Origin of the sequence: Curtobacterium sp. TXMA1 (assembly GCF_020162095.1) — a bacterium.
Classification (GTDB): Bacteria; Actinomycetota; Actinomycetes; order Actinomycetales; family Microbacteriaceae; genus Curtobacterium.
In genome coordinates this window covers 1,174,533-1,195,369 of record NZ_CP083910.1, presented here as the reverse complement: position 1 = coordinate 1,195,369, position 20,837 = coordinate 1,174,533, and the positions used below count along the sequence as shown (strand labels likewise).

At 69.8% G+C, this 20,837-nt stretch carries 25 protein-coding genes and 1 tRNA gene; 3 read left to right on the top strand and 23 right to left on the bottom strand.

Annotation, left to right across the window (positions count from 1 at the left end; genetic code table 11):
- Positions 1-94 precede the first annotated feature (94 nt).
- Complete coding sequence (locus tag LCG91_RS05685; RefSeq protein WP_224442774.1) at positions 95-622, top strand: tetratricopeptide repeat protein; 528 nt, start codon at positions 95-97, stop codon at positions 620-622.
- Between the two features lie 77 nt (positions 623-699).
- On the opposite strand, the gene LCG91_RS05680 is transcribed toward LCG91_RS05685, so the two are convergent.
- The 14 genes from LCG91_RS05680 to LCG91_RS05615 form a co-directional block, all read right to left on the bottom strand.
- Entirely contained in the window at positions 700-888 is a 189-nt protein-coding gene (locus LCG91_RS05680) for a hypothetical protein (RefSeq protein WP_058750437.1), read from the bottom strand.
- A gap of 39 nt (positions 889-927) precedes the next feature.
- Positions 928-1,722 carry an aquaporin Z gene (gene aqpZ / locus LCG91_RS05675; protein ID WP_224442773.1) on the bottom strand — a complete coding sequence of 265 codons (795 nt, stop codon included), beginning with the start codon at positions 1,720-1,722 and terminating at the stop codon, positions 928-930.
- 162 nt (positions 1,723-1,884) lie between these two features.
- Positions 1,885-2,448 (bottom strand): hypothetical protein, encoded by a 564-nt coding sequence (locus LCG91_RS05670; protein WP_224442772.1) that lies wholly within the window; start codon positions 2,446-2,448, stop codon positions 1,885-1,887.
- Positions 2,445-3,020, bottom strand: a complete 576-nt coding sequence (locus tag LCG91_RS05665; RefSeq protein ID WP_224442771.1) for a DUF6286 domain-containing protein — start codon at positions 3,018-3,020, stop codon at positions 2,445-2,447. The genes LCG91_RS05670 and LCG91_RS05665 overlap by 4 nt, the downstream gene beginning before the upstream one ends.
- A gap of 11 nt (positions 3,021-3,031) precedes the next feature.
- Entirely contained in the window at positions 3,032-3,364 is a 333-nt protein-coding gene (locus LCG91_RS05660; RefSeq protein WP_224442770.1) for a hypothetical protein, read from the bottom strand.
- Positions 3,361-3,552, bottom strand: coding sequence for a DUF2273 domain-containing protein (locus LCG91_RS05655; protein ID WP_058728059.1), 192 nt, complete (start codon positions 3,550-3,552; stop codon positions 3,361-3,363). Before LCG91_RS05655 ends, LCG91_RS05660 begins: the two co-directional genes overlap by 4 nt.
- On the bottom strand, positions 3,545-4,006 hold the full coding sequence (locus tag LCG91_RS05650) for an Asp23/Gls24 family envelope stress response protein (protein ID WP_058728058.1): 462 nt from the start codon (positions 4,004-4,006) through the stop codon (positions 3,545-3,547). Before LCG91_RS05650 ends, LCG91_RS05655 begins: the two co-directional genes overlap by 8 nt.
- A 330-nt stretch (positions 4,007-4,336) precedes the next feature.
- Positions 4,337-5,446 carry a fatty acid desaturase family protein gene (locus LCG91_RS05645; RefSeq protein ID WP_224442769.1) on the bottom strand — a complete coding sequence of 370 codons (1,110 nt, stop codon included), beginning with the start codon at positions 5,444-5,446 and terminating at the stop codon, positions 4,337-4,339.
- 201 nt (positions 5,447-5,647) lie between these two features.
- Positions 5,648-6,319 carry a DUF4166 domain-containing protein gene (locus LCG91_RS05640; RefSeq protein ID WP_137766936.1) on the bottom strand — a complete coding sequence of 224 codons (672 nt, stop codon included), beginning with the start codon at positions 6,317-6,319 and terminating at the stop codon, positions 5,648-5,650.
- A complete protein-coding gene (locus LCG91_RS05635) occupies positions 6,316-6,945 on the bottom strand; it encodes an SRPBCC family protein (RefSeq protein ID WP_224442768.1) in 630 nt (209 codons plus the stop codon). Before LCG91_RS05635 ends, LCG91_RS05640 begins: the two co-directional genes overlap by 4 nt.
- Before the next feature lie 80 nt (positions 6,946-7,025).
- Complete coding sequence (locus LCG91_RS05630; RefSeq protein WP_224442767.1) at positions 7,026-8,513, bottom strand: hypothetical protein; 1,488 nt, start codon at positions 8,511-8,513, stop codon at positions 7,026-7,028.
- A gap of 95 nt (positions 8,514-8,608) precedes the next feature.
- A tRNA-Pro gene (locus LCG91_RS05625) sits at positions 8,609-8,682 on the bottom strand.
- Positions 8,683-8,843: 161 nt separating this feature from the next.
- Entirely contained in the window at positions 8,844-9,443 is a 600-nt protein-coding gene (locus tag LCG91_RS05620; RefSeq protein WP_224442766.1) for a hypothetical protein, read from the bottom strand.
- On the bottom strand, positions 9,440-10,270 hold the full coding sequence (locus tag LCG91_RS05615) for an endonuclease/exonuclease/phosphatase family protein (protein WP_224442765.1): 831 nt from the start codon (positions 10,268-10,270) through the stop codon (positions 9,440-9,442). The genes LCG91_RS05620 and LCG91_RS05615 overlap by 4 nt, the downstream gene beginning before the upstream one ends.
- A 71-nt stretch (positions 10,271-10,341) precedes the next feature.
- Between LCG91_RS05615 and LCG91_RS05610 the strand changes: the two genes are divergently transcribed.
- A complete protein-coding gene (locus tag LCG91_RS05610) occupies positions 10,342-11,856 on the top strand; it encodes a hypothetical protein (RefSeq protein ID WP_224442764.1) in 1,515 nt (504 codons plus the stop codon).
- A gap of 102 nt (positions 11,857-11,958) precedes the next feature.
- Positions 11,959-14,127 (top strand): RecQ family ATP-dependent DNA helicase, encoded by a 2,169-nt coding sequence (locus tag LCG91_RS05605; RefSeq protein ID WP_224442763.1) that lies wholly within the window; start codon positions 11,959-11,961, stop codon positions 14,125-14,127.
- A 183-nt stretch (positions 14,128-14,310) separates the two neighbouring features.
- Here the strand turns inward: LCG91_RS05605 and LCG91_RS05600 are convergent, their stop codons facing one another.
- The 9 genes from LCG91_RS05600 to LCG91_RS05560 form a co-directional block, all read right to left on the bottom strand.
- Positions 14,311-15,180, bottom strand: a complete 870-nt coding sequence (locus LCG91_RS05600) for an oxidoreductase (protein ID WP_224442762.1) — start codon at positions 15,178-15,180, stop codon at positions 14,311-14,313.
- Between the two features lie 19 nt (positions 15,181-15,199).
- Positions 15,200-15,670 carry a hypothetical protein gene (locus LCG91_RS05595; RefSeq protein WP_224442761.1) on the bottom strand — a complete coding sequence of 157 codons (471 nt, stop codon included), beginning with the start codon at positions 15,668-15,670 and terminating at the stop codon, positions 15,200-15,202.
- 278 nt (positions 15,671-15,948) lie between these two features.
- The gene (locus tag LCG91_RS05590; RefSeq protein WP_224442760.1) at positions 15,949-16,434 is read right to left on the bottom strand and encodes a hypothetical protein; all 486 of its coding nucleotides are present in this window, start codon (positions 16,432-16,434) and stop codon (positions 15,949-15,951) included.
- Positions 16,435-16,600: 166 nt separating this feature from the next.
- Positions 16,601-17,089 (bottom strand): hypothetical protein, encoded by a 489-nt coding sequence (locus tag LCG91_RS05585; RefSeq protein WP_152998969.1) that lies wholly within the window; start codon positions 17,087-17,089, stop codon positions 16,601-16,603.
- Positions 17,086-18,861: a hypothetical protein gene (locus LCG91_RS05580; protein WP_224442759.1), complete on the bottom strand. Its 1,776-nt coding sequence runs from the start codon at positions 18,859-18,861 to the stop codon at positions 17,086-17,088. The genes LCG91_RS05585 and LCG91_RS05580 overlap by 4 nt, the downstream gene beginning before the upstream one ends.
- Positions 18,858-19,145 (bottom strand): hypothetical protein, encoded by a 288-nt coding sequence (locus tag LCG91_RS05575; protein WP_224442758.1) that lies wholly within the window; start codon positions 19,143-19,145, stop codon positions 18,858-18,860. Before LCG91_RS05575 ends, LCG91_RS05580 begins: the two co-directional genes overlap by 4 nt.
- 72 nt (positions 19,146-19,217) lie before the next feature.
- Complete coding sequence (locus LCG91_RS05570; RefSeq protein ID WP_058728075.1) at positions 19,218-19,514, bottom strand: WXG100 family type VII secretion target; 297 nt, start codon at positions 19,512-19,514, stop codon at positions 19,218-19,220.
- A 245-nt stretch (positions 19,515-19,759) separates the two neighbouring features.
- Positions 19,760-20,248 carry a hypothetical protein gene (locus LCG91_RS05565; RefSeq protein ID WP_224442757.1) on the bottom strand — a complete coding sequence of 163 codons (489 nt, stop codon included), beginning with the start codon at positions 20,246-20,248 and terminating at the stop codon, positions 19,760-19,762.
- A gap of 98 nt (positions 20,249-20,346) precedes the next feature.
- Complete coding sequence (locus tag LCG91_RS05560) at positions 20,347-20,835, bottom strand: hypothetical protein (protein ID WP_224442756.1); 489 nt, start codon at positions 20,833-20,835, stop codon at positions 20,347-20,349.
- Between the last annotated feature and the right edge of the window lie 2 nt (positions 20,836-20,837).

Genomic DNA, 20,837 nt, shown 5'->3' with positions numbered 1-20,837 from the left:
GCAACGATGCATCTTCGCATCCCGTCGCGCGTGCGTGCGGGAAGGCACGTTCCCCGGATGCTCGACCATGTCGGACCCGCGCTACGGTGACATCGTGACCGACTCCACGACCCCGCAGAACCGACCGTCCGACGCCGAGTGGGAGGACCGGGTCGCCGCGCTCTGGGCGGACGAGAGCATGGACGACCAGGTCCGGATCGACCGGATGCAGGAGCTCGCCGCCGAGGCGCCCCACCCGGCCCTCGGCGCCTTCGAGCTCGGCGGAGCGCACGACTCCGGCGGTCGCGAGGCCGAGGCGCACGAGCACTACGCGGCGGCGACGGCCTCCGGGTTGGCGGACGTCGACCCGGACCGCGCCGCGCAGCTCGTGGTGCAGCACGCGTCGACGCTCCGGAACCTCGGTCGCACGGACGACGCGATCGCGATGCTGCGGGACGCTCCCCTGCACCCCGCGACGGGCGCGGCACCGCGCGTCTTCCTCGCACTCGCGCTGCACAGCGCGGGCCGGGTGGACGAGGCGCTGCGGGTCGCGATCGAGGCCGTCGAGCCGACGCTCCCCCGGTACAACCGGTCGGTCCGTGCGTACGCCGCCGCGCTCACCGATCCCGACCGGTCGCAGTAGCAGCGAGACCGAGACGGACGGGAGGCGCGGTGCCAGCTGGCACCGCGCCTCCCGTCCGTCAGGCCGTCGGTCCGCGCTCAGCGCGAGGCGGCCTTCTCGATCTTCTTGCGGAGCTTCGCGCGCTGCTTCCGCGCGTGCGGGTCGTTCCAGGCCTTGCGGATGGTCTCGGCGGTGGTCGTCTTCTTGACGACCGGACGGTTCGACCGGGAGCCGATCCAGATGCCGACCAGGGCGATGAGCCCGATGACGATGATGCGGTTGCGCATGCTGTTCTCCTTCTCGCGGTGTGGCGTGGCCCGGCAGGGTCAGCCGGTGATGCGCCGACGGCCGCCGACGCGGACGATCAGGCCGGCGACGAGTGCGCCGACGATCGGCGCCACGATGAACACCCAGAGCTGCGCGAGCGGCGTGGCCCCACCGTAGACCGCGGCCGCGATGGAGCGTGCGGGGTTCACCGAGGTGTTGCTCACCGGGATGCTCACCAGGTGGATGAGGGTCAGGGTCAGGCCGATGCCGATGGGGGCGAGGGCCTGGTACTCCTGCTTGGCGGTGATCGACAGGATCACGGCGAGGAACACCCCGGTGAGCACCGCCTCGGTCAGGAAGACCGAGCCGAGGCCGTAGCCGCCCGGGCTGGCGCTGCCGTACCCGTTCGACGCGAAGCCGGCGTCGTGTGCAGCCTGGAACGCGCCGGTCTTGCCGGACAGCACGAGCGCGATGATGCTCGTCGCGGCGAGACCGCCGAGGACCTGGGAGACGATGTACCCGGGGACGTGCTTCAGGTCGGTGCGTCCGGCGGCGAGGAGGCCGAGGGTGACGGCCGGGTTGAAGTGTCCACCGGAGATGTGCCCGACGGCGGCGATGCCGGCGACCAGCGTCAGACCGAACGCGAGGGCGACGCCGAGGAACCCGACGCCGGACTGGTTGTCGGTGTCGCTCGGGAAGTTCGCGGCGAAGAGTGCCGTCCCGACGCCGCCGAGCACCAGCAGGAACGTACCGAAGAACTCGGACAGGTAGCGGGCGAGCGGCGACCAGTCGGCAGCGTCTTCACGACGCTGCTCCGAGGTCGACGCGCTGACGGGTTCGTGGTTCCGTGCCATGGGGTGCCTCCTTCAGGCGTCTGCGGACGGGAGGCTCGGGTCGCCTCCCGGGATCGTCTGCGGCCGTGCAGGCGGCCGCTTCCGGGCATGGGACGGCCGGGGGACGTCGGGCGTCCCCCGGCCGGTGGTGGTGCTGGTGGTGCGGTGGTGTTGGTGGTCCCGTTACTGGACGCGGGTGGTGCGTGCCAGTGCGGTGCGGGTGCCGCCGGTGAGGTGGACCAGGACCGGGATCTGCCGGCCGAGGGTGTGGTCCAGGGTGGTCAGGGCGTGGTCGACGGCGTCGAGGACGGTGACCGCGTCCCCGCCGCGGCGGACGTGGACCTTGATCCGTGCCGCGCGGGTCTTCTTCACCAGGTACGTGTCGACCTTCGAGGTGACGATGTCGTGGACACCGGTGAGTTCGTGGTCGATGACGTCCCGGACGAGGGCGACGTTCACGGTGACCTGGTCGTCGCCGGAGCGTTCCCGGACGGCGACGCTGGTGCCGCCGCCGCCGCGGGTGAAGACCACGATCACCGCCAGGACGATGACCACCGCGCAGACGGCGGCGATGATCCACAGGGCGGTGTCGGGGACGGCGACCTTCGTCGGCAGGGTCACGACCTGCCCGAGGGCGTCGCGGACGGGTTGCAGGACACCGGCGCCGATGACCGCACCGACGATGATGCTGATCAGGCCGATCAGGAACAGCAGCACCCGGTTGAAACCGCGGTTGGTGGTGGTCATGCCAGGGTTCCCTTCTGTTCCACGGTGACCTTCACGGACCGGCCGTGCTTGCCGCCGAGCCGGCCGAGCCGGTCCTGCACGGCCTGCTCGACCCGGGTGCGGTCGACGGGGATGCCGGACAGGGGCACCACGTGCACCTCGGTGTGGTGGCCGCGGGCGGACGCGGAGGTGTTGGACTCCGGGACGCCTGCTGCCAGGGCGGCGGCGTTCGCTGCGGTGGAGGCCAGGATGCGGGTGTCTATCACGACCGCGCCGCGGTCCCGGTCGATCCCGGACCGGGGCTGCCGGCCCGGCTTCACCGCCAACACGATCAGGATGATGCCGAGGATCACCAGGACGACGGCGATGACCTCGGCGATGGTCGTGAACGCCGCGTCGGGCTGCAGGGCGGTGTCGGCGACGGTCTGCGGGTCCGCCAGCAGCGGGCGCTGCCCGATGGCCTTGAGGACCGCTTCGGTGCCGATCCACGCCGCGACCAACACGACGATGATCAGGGTGATGGCCAGGGCGGTGGACCGGGACCGGTGGATGCTGCGACGACGCAGCCGCTTCTCGAGCTGTTCAGTGCTCATGATGGCTCCTCCTACCGGACCCGGCCCTCGTGCTCACGCACGATCCCGGTCAGTTCGATGTGGGTCCGACCCACGTGACGTCCCGACAACTCGCCCACCCTGCGTCCCACGGCGTCGGCGGCCGCAGTGGCCGCCCCGACGATGTCGGCCTGTTCGCGCACGGGTCCCGTGACGTCGAGGGCGATGGACCCCCGGTCGTCGTCGAGTCCCACGCGCAGGCGCTTCGCGGGCACGCCGAGCTGTTCGGCTGCGGCGGCCCGCGCCAGCGCCGTGAGCGCTCGTGAGGTGATCTCGACGCGGCCCGGGACGGCAGTCGCGTCGACTCCTACCGGGCCGGCGCTCACCGGGAGCTCCGGCGTCCGGTCAGCACGTCGGTCAGGGCGCCACGGTCGATCTTGCCCGTCGTGATCGCGGCCACGAGGGCACCGATCAGACCGAACACGATCACCAGGACGAAGCCCCAGAACCCGAACTGCAGTGCCACGACGGCGAGGATGGCGCCGATCAGCGCGCCGACGAGTGTGTTACTCAACGCGGGACTCCTTCTTGTCGTCGTCGTTGTCGTCGTCGCCCTCGATGTGGACGTCCTGGACGGTCACGTTGACCTCGGTGACCTCCATGCCGACGATCTGCTGGAGCGACCGCGTCACGGCCTGGCGGACGCCGTCGGCGACCTGCTGCAGCGGAGCCGGGTACTCGGCGACGATCGTGATGTCCGCGGCGACCTGCTTCTCGCCGACCTCGACCTTGACGCCCTGGCCGTGGTCGCGCTGGCCGATGGCGTCGCGGATCGCGCCGATGGCACGGGCGGCGCCGTTGCCGAGCGAGTAGACGCCGTTGACCTCGCGGGCGGCGATGCCTGCGACCTTCGAGACGACGGTGTCGTCGATCGTGGTCTTGCCCGAGGTCGAGCCGGACGCGTGGGTGCCGGTCGAGCGGGTCGCGGCCGAGGTGGTCGCGGGGGTGGTCGTGGTGGTGTCAGCCATTGGTTGCTCCCTTCGAGTGCCCGCCGGGACTCGTTCCCAGCGGTTGCTGTTCACGGATGAGACGGGCTGCCACCGAGGTTCGTCACGTCCCCCGTTCCACATCGGGCGTTTCCCCAGGAAACGGGCGTCAGGGGCCGTTCTTGTACCCCGATCGGCGCTCCGGAAGCGCGTTGTGGTGCGCAACCGGACAGCGGCGGTGCGCTCCGGTCGGTTGACGCACACCGACGACGGACGGGAGGCGTGGCACCGGACCGGTGCCGTGCCTCCCGTCCGTCAGGATCGCGTCGTGCGTCGTGCGTCGTGCTTCGTGCTTCGTGCTTCGTTCGCCGGTCAGTGGATGCGGAGCTGCGCGACCATCGGGCAGAAGAAGGGGTCGCGGGCGCTGAGACCCACGCGGTTCAGGTAGCGCACGACGATGCCGTACGAGCGCAGCAGCGTGGTCTCGGTGTACGGCACGTCGAGGGTGTCGCAGTGGTCCCGCACCAGCAGACGGGCCTGCTTCAGGGCCGGACGCGGCATCGAGGGGAACAGGTGGTGCTCGACCTGGTAGTTGAGGCCGCCCATCAGGAACGACACCCACCACCCGCCGCGGATGTTGCGCGAGGTCCGGACCTGGCGCGAGAAGAAGTCGACCTTCGCGTCGTGCGCGATCGTCGGCATGCCCTTGTGGTTCGGGGCGAACGAGGCGCCCATCATCACGCCGAAGACGGCGAGCTGCACCCCGAGGAACGCGCATGCCATGCCGAACGGCAGGAACCAGAAGACCACCGTGAGGTAGATGCCGAAGCGGGCGAGGAGCAGGACGCCCTCGAGCCAGCGGTGCCGGACGTCCGCCTTCGTGCCGGTGCCCGTCAGGATCGAGGTCACGGCGTACCGGTGCAGGTTGACGCCCTCGAGCGTCAGCAGCGGGAAGAACAGCCACCCCTGGAAGCGCAGGAACGTCCGCATCAGCGGGCCCTTCGCCGCCGCAGCGTCCTCGGGCAGGAACCGGATGCCGTCGGGGGCGATGTCCGGGTCCTTCCCGACGGTGTTCGGGTTGCCGTGGTGGCGGGTGTGCTTGTTCATCCACCACGAGTAGCTCAGGCCGACCAGGAACGTGCCGAGCCACCGCCCGGCGTGGTCGTTCCACTTCTGCGAAGCGAACACCTGACGGTGCGCGGCCTCGTGCGACAGGAACGCGAACTGTGTGAAGATGACGCCGAGCGCCCCGGCCACGATCAACTGGAACCACGAGTCACCGAGGAACGCGAACGCGACCCAGGCCAGCGCGAGTCCCGCGACCAGGCTGCCGAACAGGGACCAGTAGAAGCCGGTGCGGCGGCGGAGCAGGCCGCGCTCCTTCACCTGCGCCAGCAGGGCGGAGTAGGTCGACGTGCCGTTGCGGCTGCCCGGACCGGGACGGGTCCGCGTGAAACCGGGGGCGAGCGGGGTGGTCGTCATCGAGGACCGACCTTCTGTGGTGAGCGATCCTTCGACCGGTCCGGAGAGTTCACGCATCCGCGCTTCCGAGGACCGTAGGTCACGGAACCGGGAGAACGCCTGGACGGCGCGTGACCATCCGGGGAACGCACGGCCTGGCGGACGGGAGGCGCGGGGCGGCCCCGCCACGGACCTCGCGTCCGCTGGACCCAGACCGCGGCGTCAGGTGCGCGCTTCGGTCCGGACCGGCTTCAGGCGGTCCGGCGCGTCGGTGGCGGGTGTCCACTCGCAGGTGAAGGTCCCGCGGTAGCCGAACAGGAACCCGAACACGCGGTTGTGCACCTCGAGGTCGACGTGGAACGCCTGGTCCTCGTCCGACCACCACTCGTGCAGGGTGGCGCGTCCGCTCAGGAGCATCGGGAACCGGAACGAGACCGGTCCCTCGTGGAACCGCTGCGCATCGGAGGTCAGCACGAGACCGCCACGCTCGTCCACCGCGAGGTCGAGGTCGACCGCCAGGTGCTGGTGCGACCCGAGGTAGTCGAGCACCCGGCCGTCGACGAGCACCATCGTCGCGTCGAAGCGCGCGGTCCGGCCGGGCCTGGTCGTGTACGTCCGGACGAACGTCACGGTCTCGCGGCCGAGTGCGTCGCGGTACGGGTAGTTCTCGATCGTGAACGGGACGTCCTCGCCCACGTCGGGCACGAGGATGTTCCGGAGCCGTCCGATCTGCAGGAAGGGCACGGTCCACCACGGACCGCGCCGGATCGAGGACATGACCCCGCGTCCGGTGCAGGCCTCGCCGGCGTCGAGACCCACGCCGAAGCGTCGCCGCATCATCGGGTGGAGTCGTTGGAAGTCGGCGCCGAGCGCCTCCTCGAACACGGACGTCATCGGTCGCCCCTCGGGTCGGGCAGCGTCGCCAGCGTGGCCGGGGCGTCGTGCAGGTGGTCGGTCCGCCGGGTACCGCCGGCGGGTGCGCGGAGCGTCCTGGAGGCTCGTGGCCGGTCCCGACGCCACGGCTGCAGGACCGAGGTGAGCGGCCAGGCCTCCGGTGCGGGTCCGCCTTCGAGCCAGATCCGGAGGCGGTCGAAGCTCCACGCGGTCGCCCAGCCGAGGAGCGGTCGGACCACCACGTCCAGCGGCCCCCACCCGCTGTCGTAGTCGTAGCCGGTGATGAACCGGGTTCGTCCGTCGTCGGTCGGGACGTAGCGCCAGTAGCCGCGGCCGGCGCGGATCGGCGAGAGGCGGTCGACGGTGCCGAAGCGGAGCGCCGACGTCCGGGACCCGTCCGGGCGTCGGCGCTCCCCGATGCTCACGCCGGTGCCGTGCACGTCGTGCAGCGGCGAGCGTCGGACGTAGCGGAAGTGGGTCGGTGCGCCGTCCTCGGCACCCTCGGGCACGATCTCCGAGAACCGGACGTCCCAGCGGACGTGCTGCTCGGGGTCCTGCGTCGCGGCCCAGACGCGCTCGAGGTCGGCGTCGATGACGATCTCGACGTAGATGCCCCTGGTCCCCATGTGCCGACAGTAGCGCCTGCGCGGCGGCGACCGGCGTCGTTCCGCCGACGCGCTGTCGCGGCTGCGCCGGGGCGGGACGATCAGCTGTTCCAGGCGTCCAGCAGCGCGCGCTCCAGGTCGGTGCGGTCCGCTCCTCGCTCCTCCCCGTCGCGGAGCGGCTCGGCCGTCAGCTGCCCGTCGTGGAGCGTCAGGTCCGTCGTGCCGCCGGTGCCGCGGTCGGCGAGACGGACGTGCAGCCCGCTGCCCTCCGGCAGGACCGGTCGCACGGCCGCGACGAACGCCGGGACCTGGCCCGCGTCGGACAGCGTCGCCGCGACGGACTGGTTCGTGCTGAACTGCTCCGACGACGCCGGGAGGAACGCCCGCAGCGCCGTGCCGATCTGGATCGAGGCACTGAGCATCGCCGGGGAACCGTTCACCGACAGCCGGTTCGTGTCGTCCGCAGCGTCCCGGTCAGCGCCGTCGGCCCCGTTCGTGGTGTCGGCCTTCGGTCCGACCCGGATCGACGTCACCGGGTCGGCCGGAGCAGCGGCGGCGAGCGCCGTCGCCGTCGCGAGGACCGCGTCCGGGTCGGCGACCGTCACATCGACCCGGGTCGGCGTGAGCGACACCGCGGTGACGCCCGGCCGGACGGCGACCGCCGCGAGTCGGTCCGCCTCGGCGTAGTCGTCGGCGTCGGGCAGGTCGTCGTCACCCCGGGGCTCGTCCTTCGTGACGATGCCGCCGTCCACGATGACCTGCGCGTCCGGCGCTGCCTGCTGCGCGATCGCGGTCGCGTCCCTGACGTCGTCGAGGTCCGCCAGGTGCATCAGGAGCCGGCCCGGCGTGACGGAGGCACGGGTCACCTCGTGCGCGGCGCGCACCCGCTCGTACGCTGCGATCTCCGGCGTCGGGTCGCCGACGGTGTCGTCGGTGCCGGCGACGTCGTTCGCGATCCGCAGGTCCGGCGTCTGGTACGAGGGGAGGTCGTCCGGCTGGTCCGCCGACCAGGACGCCGTCGTCGAGGCCGTGTCCCAGCCCGGGATCGACGAAGCGGCTCCCCGGACGGCATCCCAGGCTGACACCAGGTCGTCGGCATCGCGGGCGGTGAGCGCGATGCGGCCTCCACCGGTGCCGGAGGCGGACGGGGCGTCCACGTCGCCACCGAGCCAGCGGTCGTCGCCGCGGAGCCGATCGACGACGGCGAGCAGTCGGTCGTTCTCGGACGCGCGTGCCCTGAGGGAGAACCGGAACCCGTCGGCCTCCATCGAGCCGCTGTAGGTCGTGCCGGGACCGGACTCGTCGTGGATCCACCGTCCGACCTCGTGGGTCACACGCCGGAGGTCGGCGTCGGACAGGTCGTCGTCGGCGGTCACCCTGACGGACACCTCTCCGGCGAAGGGCAGGTTGTTCGTACCCGAGCCGCGCACGGACTGCACGCCGTCGAGCACCGACAGCTCGCGCTCTGCCTTCTCGGCGCCCGCACTGCCCGCGTTGACGTGCGCCGAGCAGCCGGTCAGCAGCAGGACCGCGGTCAGCGTGGTGGCCGTGAGCGCGGTCGACCGCGTGCGTCGTCTCCCCCAGAGCATGGCGGGAGCGTAACGCAGCAACCTGCACCACCTGAGGCTGAACGCGACGAAGCCCCGACGAGGCAATGGCTTCGTCGGGGCTCCGTTCGGTTCGGTCGGGCTGACAGGATTTGAACCTGCGACCCCTTGACCCCCAGTCAAGTGCGCTACCAAGCTGCGCCACAGCCCGCGAGCTCCGAGGAGCTCGGAACCCCACCGGGGCTCCACCACCCGCGTCCGACCGGAGCGCGAGCAGCCCGTCAAGCATAGCGGACGCCGGACCCTGCTCGCGCCACGGCGCGTCGCCGCCGCGACCGGAGAGCGGTGGACCCGGTCGGTAGGCCCAGTCGGTCAGCCCCGCGGCGAGTGCGCCGGCGGCTGCACCACGTCCCGCTCCGCCGCCAACCACGGCAGCACGAGCCCCACCAGCAACCCGCCGAGGCCGTCCGCCGCCAGGTCACCGATCGTGTCGTCGTAGCCGACGTAGATCTTCGAGTCGACGAAGTTGTGCCCGAGCCACTCGCACATCTCCCACACCGCCCCGATGGCGAGCCCGAGGGTGAACACCAGCAGCGACACAGATATCCGCCCTGCATCCGGGGCGTGTGGTACGAGCCGCAGGTCCGCGGCGATCACGGCGAGCAGCGCCGCGAGCAGCCCGGTGAGCACGACGTGGACGAGCTTGTCCCAGAGGAACACCGACGTGTACCACTCGAGTGCGCTCGACCACCCGGCGACGAGCACGAGCACGCAGACCGCCAGGTCGAACGCCGGACGGAGCCCGAGCATCCGCGGAAGCACCACCCCGAACAGCGCGAGCGACATCACCGCGAACGACGTGCTCCCCCACCCGATCGTGGCGACGGGGATGCTGAGGAGCGTCAGGACCCGCACCACGTCGGCGGGCAGGAAGCGCCGGCGCAGGAACGTCAGCCCGAGTGAGCGCATCACGAGTCCCACCGCACGACCGCGTGCACGGCCGCGTGGTCGGACGGCCACACCCCGCCCGGCCGCCGCACGTTCACGGCGACCCGCTCGACGACGGCGTCCTCGGTCACGAGCACCCCGTCGATCCGCCGGCCGCCGACATGCGGCGCCCGGTAGTGCGGGTACGTCCCGTACGCCTCCCCCACCTGCCTGGAGGCGCTCCCCCAGCTGTCGACGACCCCCGCCTCCGCCAGGGCTCGCCAGGGCGCCGACCCGGCCGGGCAGTTCCAGTCGGCCATCACGACGGCCGGCAGCCCGCGCTCGCGGACGATGCGTCCGAGCAGCTGGGCTCCGCGCAGCCGCGCCCACGGCGAGACGACGTCGAGGTGCGTCGCGACGGCCAGGAACTGCTGCCCCGTGCCGCGGTCCGCGACGACGGCCCCGACCGCGTGCCGCGGGAAGGCCGTCGCCCACGCCCGCGAGCCCGGACGTGACGGCGTGCGGGACAACGCCCAGGTGCGCCGTTCGACGACGTCGAGGCGCTCGCGGTCGAGGAAGAGCCCGGTCGCCTCGCCACCGCCACGTGCTCCGCGACCGACGACCACGGGTTCCCAGCGCGACCCGAGACGGGCGGTGAGATCCGCGGTCTGGGTGGGGAGTGCCTCCTGGACGGCCAGCACCGTCGGTTCCTCGCTGGTGACGAGCGCGACGACGGCGTCGCGGCGGCGTTCCCACGCGTCGGGGTGACCGGCTGCGTGCGGCACCCGGCGTCTGAGGTTGAGGGTCGCGCAGTGCACCTCCGGGGCGACCACCGCCCCGATCGTCGGGTGGTCGTCCGGCGCAGCTGGCATGCACCCTGTCTACGAGACGACACCTGTTGCGCTCACAGGGTGTCGTGACGACCCCTCGTAGGGTGGCTCGGATGCGTTCCGCCCGTCCCATCCGTGTCCTGCTCGCGCTGTCGGTCTCCGGGCTCCTGCTCGGTGCCGCCGGCTGCACCACCCACGACGACGCGCCGACGGTCGCGCAACTGACGCGGTCCTCCGCCGACTCGGTCGCCGTGGCGGCCCAGCGGGACCCCTCGGCACGCTCCGTCGCCGTCAGCCGAGCACTGTTCGCGTCCGCTCCCGGTGCGGTCGTGGTGTCGGCGTCCGACGCGGACGCGCTACGTGACGCGGCGAGCGCCGCTCGAGCCGCCCACGTGCCGCTGCTGCTGGCGGACGACGACGGCGCTCCGACGGCGTCACCGACCGGCGGGACGAGCGGCGGCGGCGACCGGGTGGCCGCCGAGCTCCGTCGGCTCGGCGCCGACTGGTACCAGGCCGAGGGCGACGTGTCGGTCGACACCGACGTCCCCGAGCGGCACGCGCCGGAGCGGGGCGACGCACCCGAGGCGAGCGGGGCCTCCCGGACGGCGACCGTGGTCGTGGCGGACCGTCGGGCGGACGCCGCGGCCGTGGCGACGGCGGAGGCCGCCGGTGCCCGTGTGGTCACGATGCCGGACGGCGTGACCGACCCAGCTGCCGCCCCGGACGTCGTGTCCGCACTGCACGACCGCGCGGAGCACCCGACCGTGCTCGTCGGGTCGGCGTTCGGTGACCTGCCCGACCCCGACTGGACGGTGCGGGCGGCGGCGAGCGGGTGGCAGCTGCCGCACGGTGGACAGCGGCCGTTCGACGGGCACCGGTACGTCGCGCTGTACGGGGCGCCCGGTGCGCCCGTGCTCGGGGTGCTCGGCGAGCAGGACCCGGCGGCGACCGTGCGCCGGGCCGAGGGGATGGCGGCGGAGTACGACGGGCTCGGCGACGAGCCGGTGACGCCCGCGATGGAGGTCATCGCGACCGTCGCCGCCGGTGACGCCGGAGCCGACGGCGACTACTCGACCGAGCTGCCGGTGTCGACGCTCGAGCCCTACGTCGACGCGGCGACCGATGCCGGGATGCCGGTCGTCCTCGACCTGCAGCCGGGGCGGTCGGACTTCCTGTCGCAGGCGAAGCGGTACGAGTCGCTGCTGGCGAAGCCGAACGTGTGGCTCGCGCTCGACCCGGAGTGGCGGCTGACCGCGGACCAGGTGCCCCTGAAGCAGATCGGGAGCGTCTCGGCGTCCGAGGTGAACCAGGTCTCGTCGTGGCTCGCCGACCTGGTGCGGACGAAGGGGCTGCCGCCGAAGGCGTTCGTGCTGCACCAGTTCCGGCTGTCGATGATCCAGGACCGCTCGTCGCTCGAGTCGCACCCGGAGCTCGACGTGCTCATCCACGTCGACGGGCAGGGCTCGCAGCCGGACAAGCAGGCGACGTGGAAGGCGCTGCACCAGGGCGCATCGGAGGGGGTGCACTGGGGCTGGAAGAACTTCTTCGACGAGGACACGCCGATGCTGTCGCCGGAGCAGACCATGGCGGACGTGCAGCCGACGCCGTCGTTGATCACGTACCAGTAGGGGCGTCGGGTCGGGTCCTGTCGCGTCGCGTCGCGTCGCGGGTTCTCCACAGCCTGGAGGGGCGGGGCGCGTTCCGTCGGCGGCTGCTGACAGCATGGGGGCATGTCTGGTCTCGGTGTCGGTTCGTCCGTCGGCTCGCCTGCCCCCGCGGCGGCTCCGCCGTCCGCCGAGATCGCTGCGGAGGCACAGGCGGCCCTGGCCGCCCTGACCGGCCGTCCAGACGCGGTCTTCCACCCCGGCCAGCTCGAGGCGATCTCGGCCCTCGTCGAGCACCGGCAGCGCGCCCTCGTGGTGCAGCGCACCGGGTGGGGCAAGTCGGCCGTGTACTTCCTCGCGACCCTGCTGCTGCGCCGTCGCGGGGGCGGCCCGACCGTGCTCGTGTCGCCCTTGCTCGCCCTGATGCGCGACCAGGTCGCCGCGGCTGCACGGGCCGGGGTCCGCGCGGTGTCGATCAACTCGGCGAACGCGCACGAGTGGGCGGACACGCAGGCGGCCCTGGCGCGGGACGAGGTCGACGTGCTCCTCGTCTCCCCCGAGCGCCTCAACAACCCGCGGTTCCGCGACGAGCAGCTGCCGACGCTGATCGCCCGGATGGGCATGCTCGTGGTGGACGAGGCACACTGCATCTCCGACTGGGGGCACGACTTCCGCCCGGACTACCGACGGCTCGCCGAGCTCATCCGCTCGCTCCCCCAGGGCGTCCCCGTGCTCGCGACGACCGCGACCGCGAACGAGCGCGTGGTGAAGGACGTCGCCGAGCAGCTCACCGCCGGCCCGGACGCCCCGGTCTTCACCATCCGCGGGTCCCTGGCGCGGGCGTCGCTCCGGCTCGGTGTCCTGACCCTGCCGGACGCCCGGCAGCGCCTCGGCTGGTTGCTCGCCCACCTGGGCGACCTGCCCGGCAGCGGCATCATCTACACGCTGACCGTGTCCGGGGCCGAGGACATCGCCCGACTCCTGCGCGAGAACGGGTACGCCGTGCGCGCCTACACCGGGCGGACCGACACCGAGGAGCGCGAGCAGCTCGAGCAGCAGCTCAAGGGCAACGAACTCAAGGCGCTCGTGGCGACGAGCGCGCTCGGAATGGGGTTCGACAAGCCGGACCTCGGGTTCGTCGTGCACGTCGGTGCCCCCTCGTCGCCCGTCGCCTACTACCAGCAGATCGGCCGCGCCGGGCGTGCGACCGACAACGCCGACGTCCTGCTGCTGCCCGGGCGCGAGGACCGCGAGATCTGGCAGTACTTCGCGAGCGCGTCGATGCCGACCGAGGCCCGCGCCTCCGCCGTGCTCGGTGCGCTCTCCACCGACTCCGCGATGTCCACCGTGGCACTCGAGGGGCTCGTCGACATCAAGCGCTCGACCCTCGAGCTGCTGCTCAAGGTGCTCGACGTCGACGGCGCCGTCCGTCGGGTCGCCGGCGGCTGGGTGTCGACCGGGCAGCCGTGGCAGTACGACGCCGCGCGGTACGAGCGGGTCGCCGCGGCGCGCGAGGCCGAGGCCGCGTCGATGCTCGCCTACGAGTCCACCTCGGCGTGCCGCATGCAGCTGCTGCAGCAGGACCTCGACGACCCGTCCGCGGAGCCCTGCGGGCGCTGCGACAACTGCGCGGGCGTCTGGTACCCGACGTCGGTGTCGGACTCGGACGCCTCGGGTGCCGCCGCCGCGCTCGACAAGGTGGGCGTCGAGATCGCCCCACGCGCACAGTGGCCGTCCGGCATGAGCGCGCTCGGTGTGCCCGTGAAGGGGAAGATCCCGGCCGGGGAGCTCGTCGAGCCGGGTCGGGCCGTCGCCCGACTCACCGACCTCGGCTGGGGTGGGCCGCTCCGCGCGCTCTTCTCGACCACGACGCCGGACGGCCCCGTCTCACGCGAACTGGTCGACGGGTGCATCCGTGCTTTGAAGGACTGGCCCTGGGCCGAGCGTCCGACCGGGGTCGTGGCGATGTCGTCGCGGTCGCGACCGGAGCTCGTCGGCTCGTTGGCACAGGCGCTGGCGTCGATCGGGCGGCTGCAGTTCCTCGGGACGCTCGGGCGGAGCGGCGGGGAGCCTCGCGGGGACGGTGCGACGAACAGCGCCTACCGGCTGTCAGGGGTGTGGGACACCTTCGTGGTGGATCCGGCGCTCGCTACGGCGCTGGAGTCGCAGCAGGGCCCGGTGCTGCTCGTGGACGACCTGGTGGACAGCCGGTGGACGATGACCGTCGCCGGACGGGAGCTCCGGCGTGCGGGGGTTTCGGCCGTGCTGCCGTTCGCGCTCGCGACGGTGGCCTGACGACGGCGGTCGGTCGGGCCCTGGTCCGGAGGGTTCGGCGGGTCCGGCTCGTGGTTCGGGGTGCTCCCGCACAACCGGAAGCACGTGGCGCCAGAGACTTCCGTGGTGCGACGTGTTCCCGGTTGTGCGGGCGACGGAGCGTGCCGACTCCGACGTGAGACCGACCCGCGTGCTCCGCTCGGCTCAGGCGGCGCCGATCGCGTCCAACTCGCGGATCGCCTCGGCCGGCAGGGTGATGCCCGCTCCCTCGACGTTCTGCCGCAGGTGCTCGACGGACGACGTGCCGGGGATGAGCAGGATGTTGTCCGAGCGCTGGAGCAGCCACGCGAGGGCGACCGACAGGCGCGACTCCCCCAGCCGCTCCGCCACCTCGTCGAGCGCCTCCGACTGGATGGGCGAGAACCCGCCGAGCGGGAAGTACGGCACGTACGCGATGCCCTCGGCTGCCGTGAGGTCGACGAGGTCGTCGTCCCCACGCTGCGCCACGTTGTACATGTTCTGCACGCACACCACAGGCGCGATCCGGAGGGCCTCGACGAGCTGCGCGCCCGTCACCGTCGACAGTCCGAGGTGCCGGATCTTGCCCTGCTGCTGCAGTTCGGCGAGCGCCTCGAACTGCGGGGCGATGCTGCCCGGTTCGGGGGCATCGAAGCCGCCGACACGGAGGTTGACGACGTCGAGCTGCTCGAGACCGAGCCGGTCGAGGTTCGCGTGCACGTCCTCGACGAGCTGCTCGGGCTTCCGCGCAGGCGGCCACTGCCCCTTGTCGTTCCGGCGCGACCCGACCTTCGTGACGATGTGGACCTGCTCCGGGTACGGGTGCAAGGCTTCGCGGATGATCTCGTTCGTGACGTGCGGGCCGTAGAAGTCCGCCGTGTCGATGTGGGTGATGCCGAGCTCGACCGCCGTGCGCAGCACTCGGACGGCCTCGTCACGATCGGCCGGTGGACCGAAGACGTGCGGACCGGCGAGCTGCATCGCGCCGTAGCCGAAGCGGGTGACCTCGAGGTCGCCGAGGTCGTAGGTGCCACCGGGGAGGCTGTTCGTCGTCATGGTTCGACCTTGCTCCCGATCACTGCGGTGTGCCTGGCCCTGGTTGTCCCCTGGTCCGCGAGCCCCCGGTCGGTGTGCCTCGCGGCGCGTCGACGGGCCAGGTTCCGATCTGTTCGTCGAGGGATCGGCGGCCGAAGGTTGCCTGGTAGCCGATCTTCTCGCTGAGCTGCGGGTTCGACGGGAAGCCGACGTCCCGCCATCCCGAGTCCCGGGCGATGCGACCGATCTCGAGTTGCGGCTCGGTCCTGATCCGCAGGACGACGCCTGCGTCGGGCGTGTGTCCGCGGGTGGACCAGGCCAGGGGAAGGACCGCGTCGATCAGCTCTGCCACGTCCTCCTCCGAGCGCCCTGCTGCGGGGGCCGAAATGTCCACGGCGATCCGGTAGTGCGCCGAGAGGCCGTCCGTGGTCTTCTCCTCGTCGACCGTCGCAGTCGACACGTTGGGCAGGGCGTTGATGTTGGCTGCGACCGCCTCGCGCGAAGCAACCACTTCAGCGTCCGGGCCAGACGCCGAGCACCCGCTGACCGCGGGGATGAGCGACAGCAGGACGCCCGCCGCGATTAGCCTCCGCACAAGCTCACCCTGCACTGCATCGCCGTCGGTGCGGCAGCGCCCGGAGGACTCCGGTCATTGCCGACTCGCTGATCGTTGCGTTCGTGGACTCCGCTTCAAGGGTCAACATGACCGAACCGTGTTCGATTTCGTCATGTCGAGCCCACGCTGCCATCGCGCGATGGCTCTTCGAAGTCAGCAATTTGAACGGGTACTCAATCCGGCGGCCTTCCTGGCCATTCGCCCAGCGTCCGGCTCGCATCCCGAAAACTCAAGACAAATAGAGCCGGGTTCGGCTTACCTACGGTAACGAAATCCCAGCCCTTCTTTTTGAGAGCGAGTCCGTAGTTGACCTGCGGATATGTCTCGATGGTCACAGAGATGCCGCCCTCAGGCTTCTTGGAACCGACTGCCCAGGCGACTCGCGCTACTTGTTCCGCAAGGTGAGTGGGACTCCCGTTACCCGGTTCAGCTTCTACACGCACCCGCAGCACAGTCTGAGATGAAAGCGTCTGCTGCAATTCCGTGTACGTAAAAGCGGCGGATTGCACGCCAGGAATGGCTCGAAGGCGATCTTCACCCGCCTGAAAACTCGCGCCCTGCACTGCGCTGATGCAGCCCGCCATCGAGAGCAAAACGACCCCCGCAAGCGCGAGACTAGCGCCTAGTCGCATGATAATTCCGAACAGTGATTGGCGCACCTAGTGCCTGCCTGAGGCCTCGTCCCGCCGAGGGCAGTGTGGACGCACCGCTCAAAGCACCAGCCGCGCGATCCTCGATATCGCCGGCACCCCCCCCCTTCACACCAGACCGTGTATACAACGCACTTGGATGGATATGAACGGCAACACTCAAGTTGACGACAGATCAATACTCACGAGGAACGCCGAAGCTGTCGGGCAAGGCGAAGCACGGCGAGCCGGAATCGATGTCAATGACGGTACCGCCCTCCTGGGCGGTGACAAGGAGTTGCACGCCTTCAGCGTCGAGCAATTGATTGCGAGTCTTTCCAGTCGACGTTTTGTCCGTCGAAACGTCGAAACCTTCAGACGCTGCACTGCGCGCCAACAGTTCCCTCGCGTCGTCGCCAACTACGTTCGGCTTGAGCTGGACGCGAACATTGCCCGACCACTGGTACTCGCCCCCACCACATCGCAGAAAGGTGCCTGTGTCGAGTTGGCGCACTCCTTCCACGTCACCCTCCGGCAGGAGCCTTACGGCACGATTCTCCGCATCTTGCGTCAAGGCTTTCACCGCCTCAAGACGTTGTTGAGGGTCTTCCGGCAGGTCACTTTTCATTGCACATCCACTCAGGAGAACAGCCAAGGCGAGAAGGGAAAAGGTCTTGCCGATCATCGGGGAGCACCGGCTTCATTGATGAAGTCACGCATATCGTTCAGCAACGTCAGATTCCCCGGGGCGGTCGATGCGGCCAAGTTGTGCGACTCGATACCGCCGGCCGCTGCAAGAAGTGGATTCACGAGACCGTTACCTGGGAAGCTCTTCCAAGTGAGCGGGGCATCATAGTAATCTTCATGCGCAAAGCCCACTTCGCGCGGGTTACGGCCGCTCCAAACAGCCCCATGCTCACCAACTCGGATGTCTTGAGCAAATTGCAGTATGTCATCGTAGGAAAAATCTCGGTATTCCGTGGTCGGTGAGGGCGTCCAGTCTGCGGGAGCGCCTGCACCCGACAGTGAAACGACCTTGTCGTAGTGCGCACCTAATGCTTCAGACACCGTTATGTTCGCTACTCCCCAACTATGGCCGATTGCCACGGATTGCCGACCTTCGAGCAGAGGATCAGTGAACGCCGCCTGTTCGAAATCGGCGAGGTTCTGCGCGATACCTCGCGCGTACTGCTGATCGTTGGCTTCAGTCAATGGATTCTGGGGATATCGACCGTCCTTCACTACGAACGCCACCATCCCGTCCTCGTCACGCTTGTGCAACCAGTCTGCGATACTCTGCGTGTCTCCGCTGTAGAAGCCGTCGAGATTCGCCAGCGTCCCTGGCGTGTAGGTTACGACGCGCTTCGTCTCCGGCGACGGCGTGCCGATCATCTCGATGATCCGGTCGGCGTCCTTGTCGTAGAGGTAGAGCTGAACCGTGGGTGGTTCACTGACTGCGCCGCGCAAGTACTTGATCTCGTCCTCGAGGGCTGAGATCTGACTGGTGGCGTTGGTGAAGCTGCCAGGCTGAGCCGCTTGCCGCTTCCAATCCGCGAGCGTCCGTTCGATTGCTTCCAGACGATTCGCGGCATTGATTCGGTTCGCAGCCACACGCCCGAGCGCGGATACACCATTGAGCGATCCGATGATGTTTGGTAAACCCACGATGAACGTCTGTTGATGCTCCGCGTCGAGGGCGTTCCACCACGTCGCCACGTCCTGCGTCGACGCTGCCTGTAACTTCTCGGCGAGTTCCGGATGCGCGGCGAGGAGCACCTGGAGGTCGATTGCACTCAGTACTGACAGACGGTCGAGCAGGTCCCCAGGAGACGCCGCGCTGACAGCAGAACCGGAGAACGAAGAAACTGCACCGAGGATGTCTGCAGCTTCCAGCGCAGTCGAACAGCTCTGGTCAACACGCCGGCGATCAGCAACGAGAGCATCCCACTCGGACTCGATCGCGCGAAGGTCGGCCTGCGCAGCAGCAATCTTCGACTCAGCTGCTGCCCGTTGGCGAGCCTCTTCCTCAGCCTTGGCCTCGGCGGTGCTGTCCTCTTCTCCAGCGAGCACGAACGGGGCAGGCGTCGGCTCTGAGAACAAGCCACCAGGCATCATCGCGTTCGCCCTTGCCAGCGAGCTCTTCGCGCTCGCTCGACGCTGTTCGAGGATCCGCTGCCGATCCTTCAACTGCGAAAGCTGCCCTGCGTACTGCGTGAGCACTGCCGCTTGCTTCTCCATACCAACGGCGAGGAGTTCGACGTCTCCCGCTGTCTTCTGCACCTCGGCGGCGAAGGCGGTCTGGCTCTGTGCCTGCCACCCGACGCCGGCGTCTCCGCTCGCGGTCGTGAGAGTGTCCTGCGCCCGGCGGATCTCCTGGGCACGAGCCGTGCGGAGCTTGGCCAGGCCGAGGATCGCCGGAGGTTCGCCCTGACCAGGGTCGTCATCGGTCCATGTCACTTGGCCAGCGCTCCCGCTGCTCGCGAATCCGCGTCGGTGTACGCCTGACGGACTGCCAGCGGAAAGTTGCCGGCGGCGCGGAGTGCGTCAGCGGTGAGTTCGGCCCGCTGCACCTGCTGCCTCGTCGCGCGGCTCAGCGCCTGCGTGACGACGTCGCTCGCAAGATCAGTCGCCCCTTGCCCGGCGAAGATCTCGTTACCCGGCTCCACCTTGGTCGCCGCCCCCTTGATACGCGACGACAGCGATTCCAAGGCCGCGTAGGAAATCTCGAGCTTTCCACTCATCTATATCCCCCAAGAACTGAGTCGGCCCGCACGAGATGTGCTGGCCGACCCACGATCACAATGTCCGTCCGATCAGCGCCCGAGTCGCGACGCGAGCTGCTGGTCGACGTCGCCCAGCGTCTGCGCGGTCGTGCGGAGGAACTGCGCGAGGTCGTTCAGGCCACCGATGGTGTTCTGCGCGCCGCTCGTGAAGCGGTTGTAGGCCTCGTTGTACGCACCGGAGGAACGGTCCGTCTGGAACCCGGCCTGGGTGAGCGACGCGATCTGCGCCTGCAGCTTCGACAGGGTCGCGTTGATCTCGTCCCGCCCTGCGAGCAGACGGTCGGCGTTGCTGTTGAGCTCCTGGTAGGAGACGTTGATGTTGGCCACGTTGCACCCCTTCACGGTGGTCTGGATCGCCAGCCCCTCCGGCGACCGCGACAACGGTAACACCGGTCCAGAACAAATCACCCATGCGATGTCCACACCCCCGTTCGAGGGGGACGGGTGGGTCCCCGATCAGGAGGACACGGGGTCCAGAGCGACCTGCACGCGGGTGGTCGGCCTGGAGTCGACCGTGGTGCCGCGGCCGACGAGGAAGTCGGTCCTGGTCACGCGCGGCAGGCCCGTTGCGCTCAGTAGTTCAACGGCACGTCGAAGTCGCTCGGCAGGTCGAAACAGGGCGATCCCGAGTCGACGTTGAGGGCACTCCCGTCATTCCACACCGTGACGATCAGTTGGACGCGGTTGTCGTCGAACATCTCGTAACGGACGTCTCCGGACAACATCTCGTCCTTCGAGACCGAGAATCCGTGGTCCGACGCAGCGCGCGCAAGCGCATCACGTGCCTCGGTGGCTCGTGTGCCGGGCGCGAGTCCGATCCGGACGTTGCCGGACCACTGGTACTTGCTCCCGCACTGCAGGACGGCGCCGTCGTCGGGCTGCCGCACACTCTCGACCTCGTTCGCCGGGACGAGATCGAGCAGGGAACGTTCTGCCGCCCGCGTCGTGTCTTTCGCGGAGAGCAAGCGACGCTCGGGCGGGTCGTGACCTTCGGAACTCACAGCACATGCCGTCAACAGGAAGGCGGCCAGGACCGCGATCACGGTGCCGATCTTCTTCACTGCGTCAACCTCTCCGGAAGACCGCTCACAACGGGGATCGTCTCGTGGTCCCCTTCGTCCGTCGACGCAGCGATCTCGCGCAACTCGAGCACCCCAGGTCAGTACTCACCGGGAACGTCGAAGTCCCGCGGGAGAGCGAAGCAAGGCGAGGCAGAGTCGATGTCGATCGCGTTGCCCTCGACCCACTTCGTGAGCAGGAGTTGGACGCCTCGAGCGTCGACGAGTTCGAAACGCTTGCTCCCCGTGATCGTCTCGTCCTCATCGACCGTGAAGCCTCGACCTGCAGCGTCTCGGGCGATGTCATCTCTCACCTCTCCCGCGCGAACGCCGGCCGACAACTCCACACGCACGTTCCCCGTCCACCGGTACCCACCCCCGCAGCGGAGGATCGTCCCTTCCTCGAGTTGACGAACGTTCTCGACGGCGGACTCCGGAAGGAGTTCGATGATCGTGTCCTCAGCCCCCTGGGTCATGGTCTTCGCCGACGCGAGTCGGTCTTCCGGAGCGTCCGGCAACGCACTCTCCGTTGCGCATCCACTCAGCAGGACGACCGCGCACAGCACAGGCAGGATCTTCGAGAACATCATTC

Bases quoted from the DNA above. Each gene is read 5' to 3' on its own strand.
- LCG91_RS05680 (WP_058750437.1), bottom strand. From the start codon at position 888: ATGCGCAACCGCATCATCGTCATCGGGCTCATCGCCCTGGTCGGCATC.
- aqpZ (WP_224442773.1), bottom strand. From the start codon at position 1,722: ATGGCACGGAACCACGAACCCGTCAGCGCGTCGACCTCGGAGCAGCGT.
- LCG91_RS05670 (WP_224442772.1), bottom strand. From the start codon at position 2,448: ATGACCACCACCAACCGCGGTTTCAACCGGGTGCTGCTGTTCCTGATC.
- LCG91_RS05665 (WP_224442771.1), bottom strand. From the start codon at position 3,020: ATGAGCACTGAACAGCTCGAGAAGCGGCTGCGTCGTCGCAGCATCCAC.
- LCG91_RS05650 (WP_058728058.1), bottom strand. From the start codon at position 4,006: ATGGCTGACACCACCACGACCACCCCCGCGACCACCTCGGCCGCGACC.
- LCG91_RS05645 (WP_224442769.1), bottom strand. From the start codon at position 5,446: ATGACGACCACCCCGCTCGCCCCCGGTTTCACGCGGACCCGTCCCGGT.
- LCG91_RS05640 (WP_137766936.1), bottom strand. From the start codon at position 6,319: ATGACGTCCGTGTTCGAGGAGGCGCTCGGCGCCGACTTCCAACGACTC.
- LCG91_RS05635 (WP_224442768.1), bottom strand. From the start codon at position 6,945: ATGGGGACCAGGGGCATCTACGTCGAGATCGTCATCGACGCCGACCTC.
- LCG91_RS05630 (WP_224442767.1), bottom strand. From the start codon at position 8,513: ATGCTCTGGGGGAGACGACGCACGCGGTCGACCGCGCTCACGGCCACC.
- LCG91_RS05615 (WP_224442765.1), bottom strand. From the start codon at position 10,270: ATGCCAGCTGCGCCGGACGACCACCCGACGATCGGGGCGGTGGTCGCC.
- LCG91_RS05610 (WP_224442764.1), top strand. From the start codon at position 10,342: ATGCGTTCCGCCCGTCCCATCCGTGTCCTGCTCGCGCTGTCGGTCTCC.
- LCG91_RS05605 (WP_224442763.1), top strand. From the start codon at position 11,959: ATGTCTGGTCTCGGTGTCGGTTCGTCCGTCGGCTCGCCTGCCCCCGCG.
- LCG91_RS05600 (WP_224442762.1), bottom strand. From the start codon at position 15,180: ATGACGACGAACAGCCTCCCCGGTGGCACCTACGACCTCGGCGACCTC.
- LCG91_RS05585 (WP_152998969.1), bottom strand. From the start codon at position 17,089: ATGATCGGCAAGACCTTTTCCCTTCTCGCCTTGGCTGTTCTCCTGAGT.
- LCG91_RS05575 (WP_224442758.1), bottom strand. From the start codon at position 19,145: ATGAGTGGAAAGCTCGAGATTTCCTACGCGGCCTTGGAATCGCTGTCG.
- LCG91_RS05560 (WP_224442756.1), bottom strand. From the start codon at position 20,835: ATGATGTTCTCGAAGATCCTGCCTGTGCTGTGCGCGGTCGTCCTGCTG.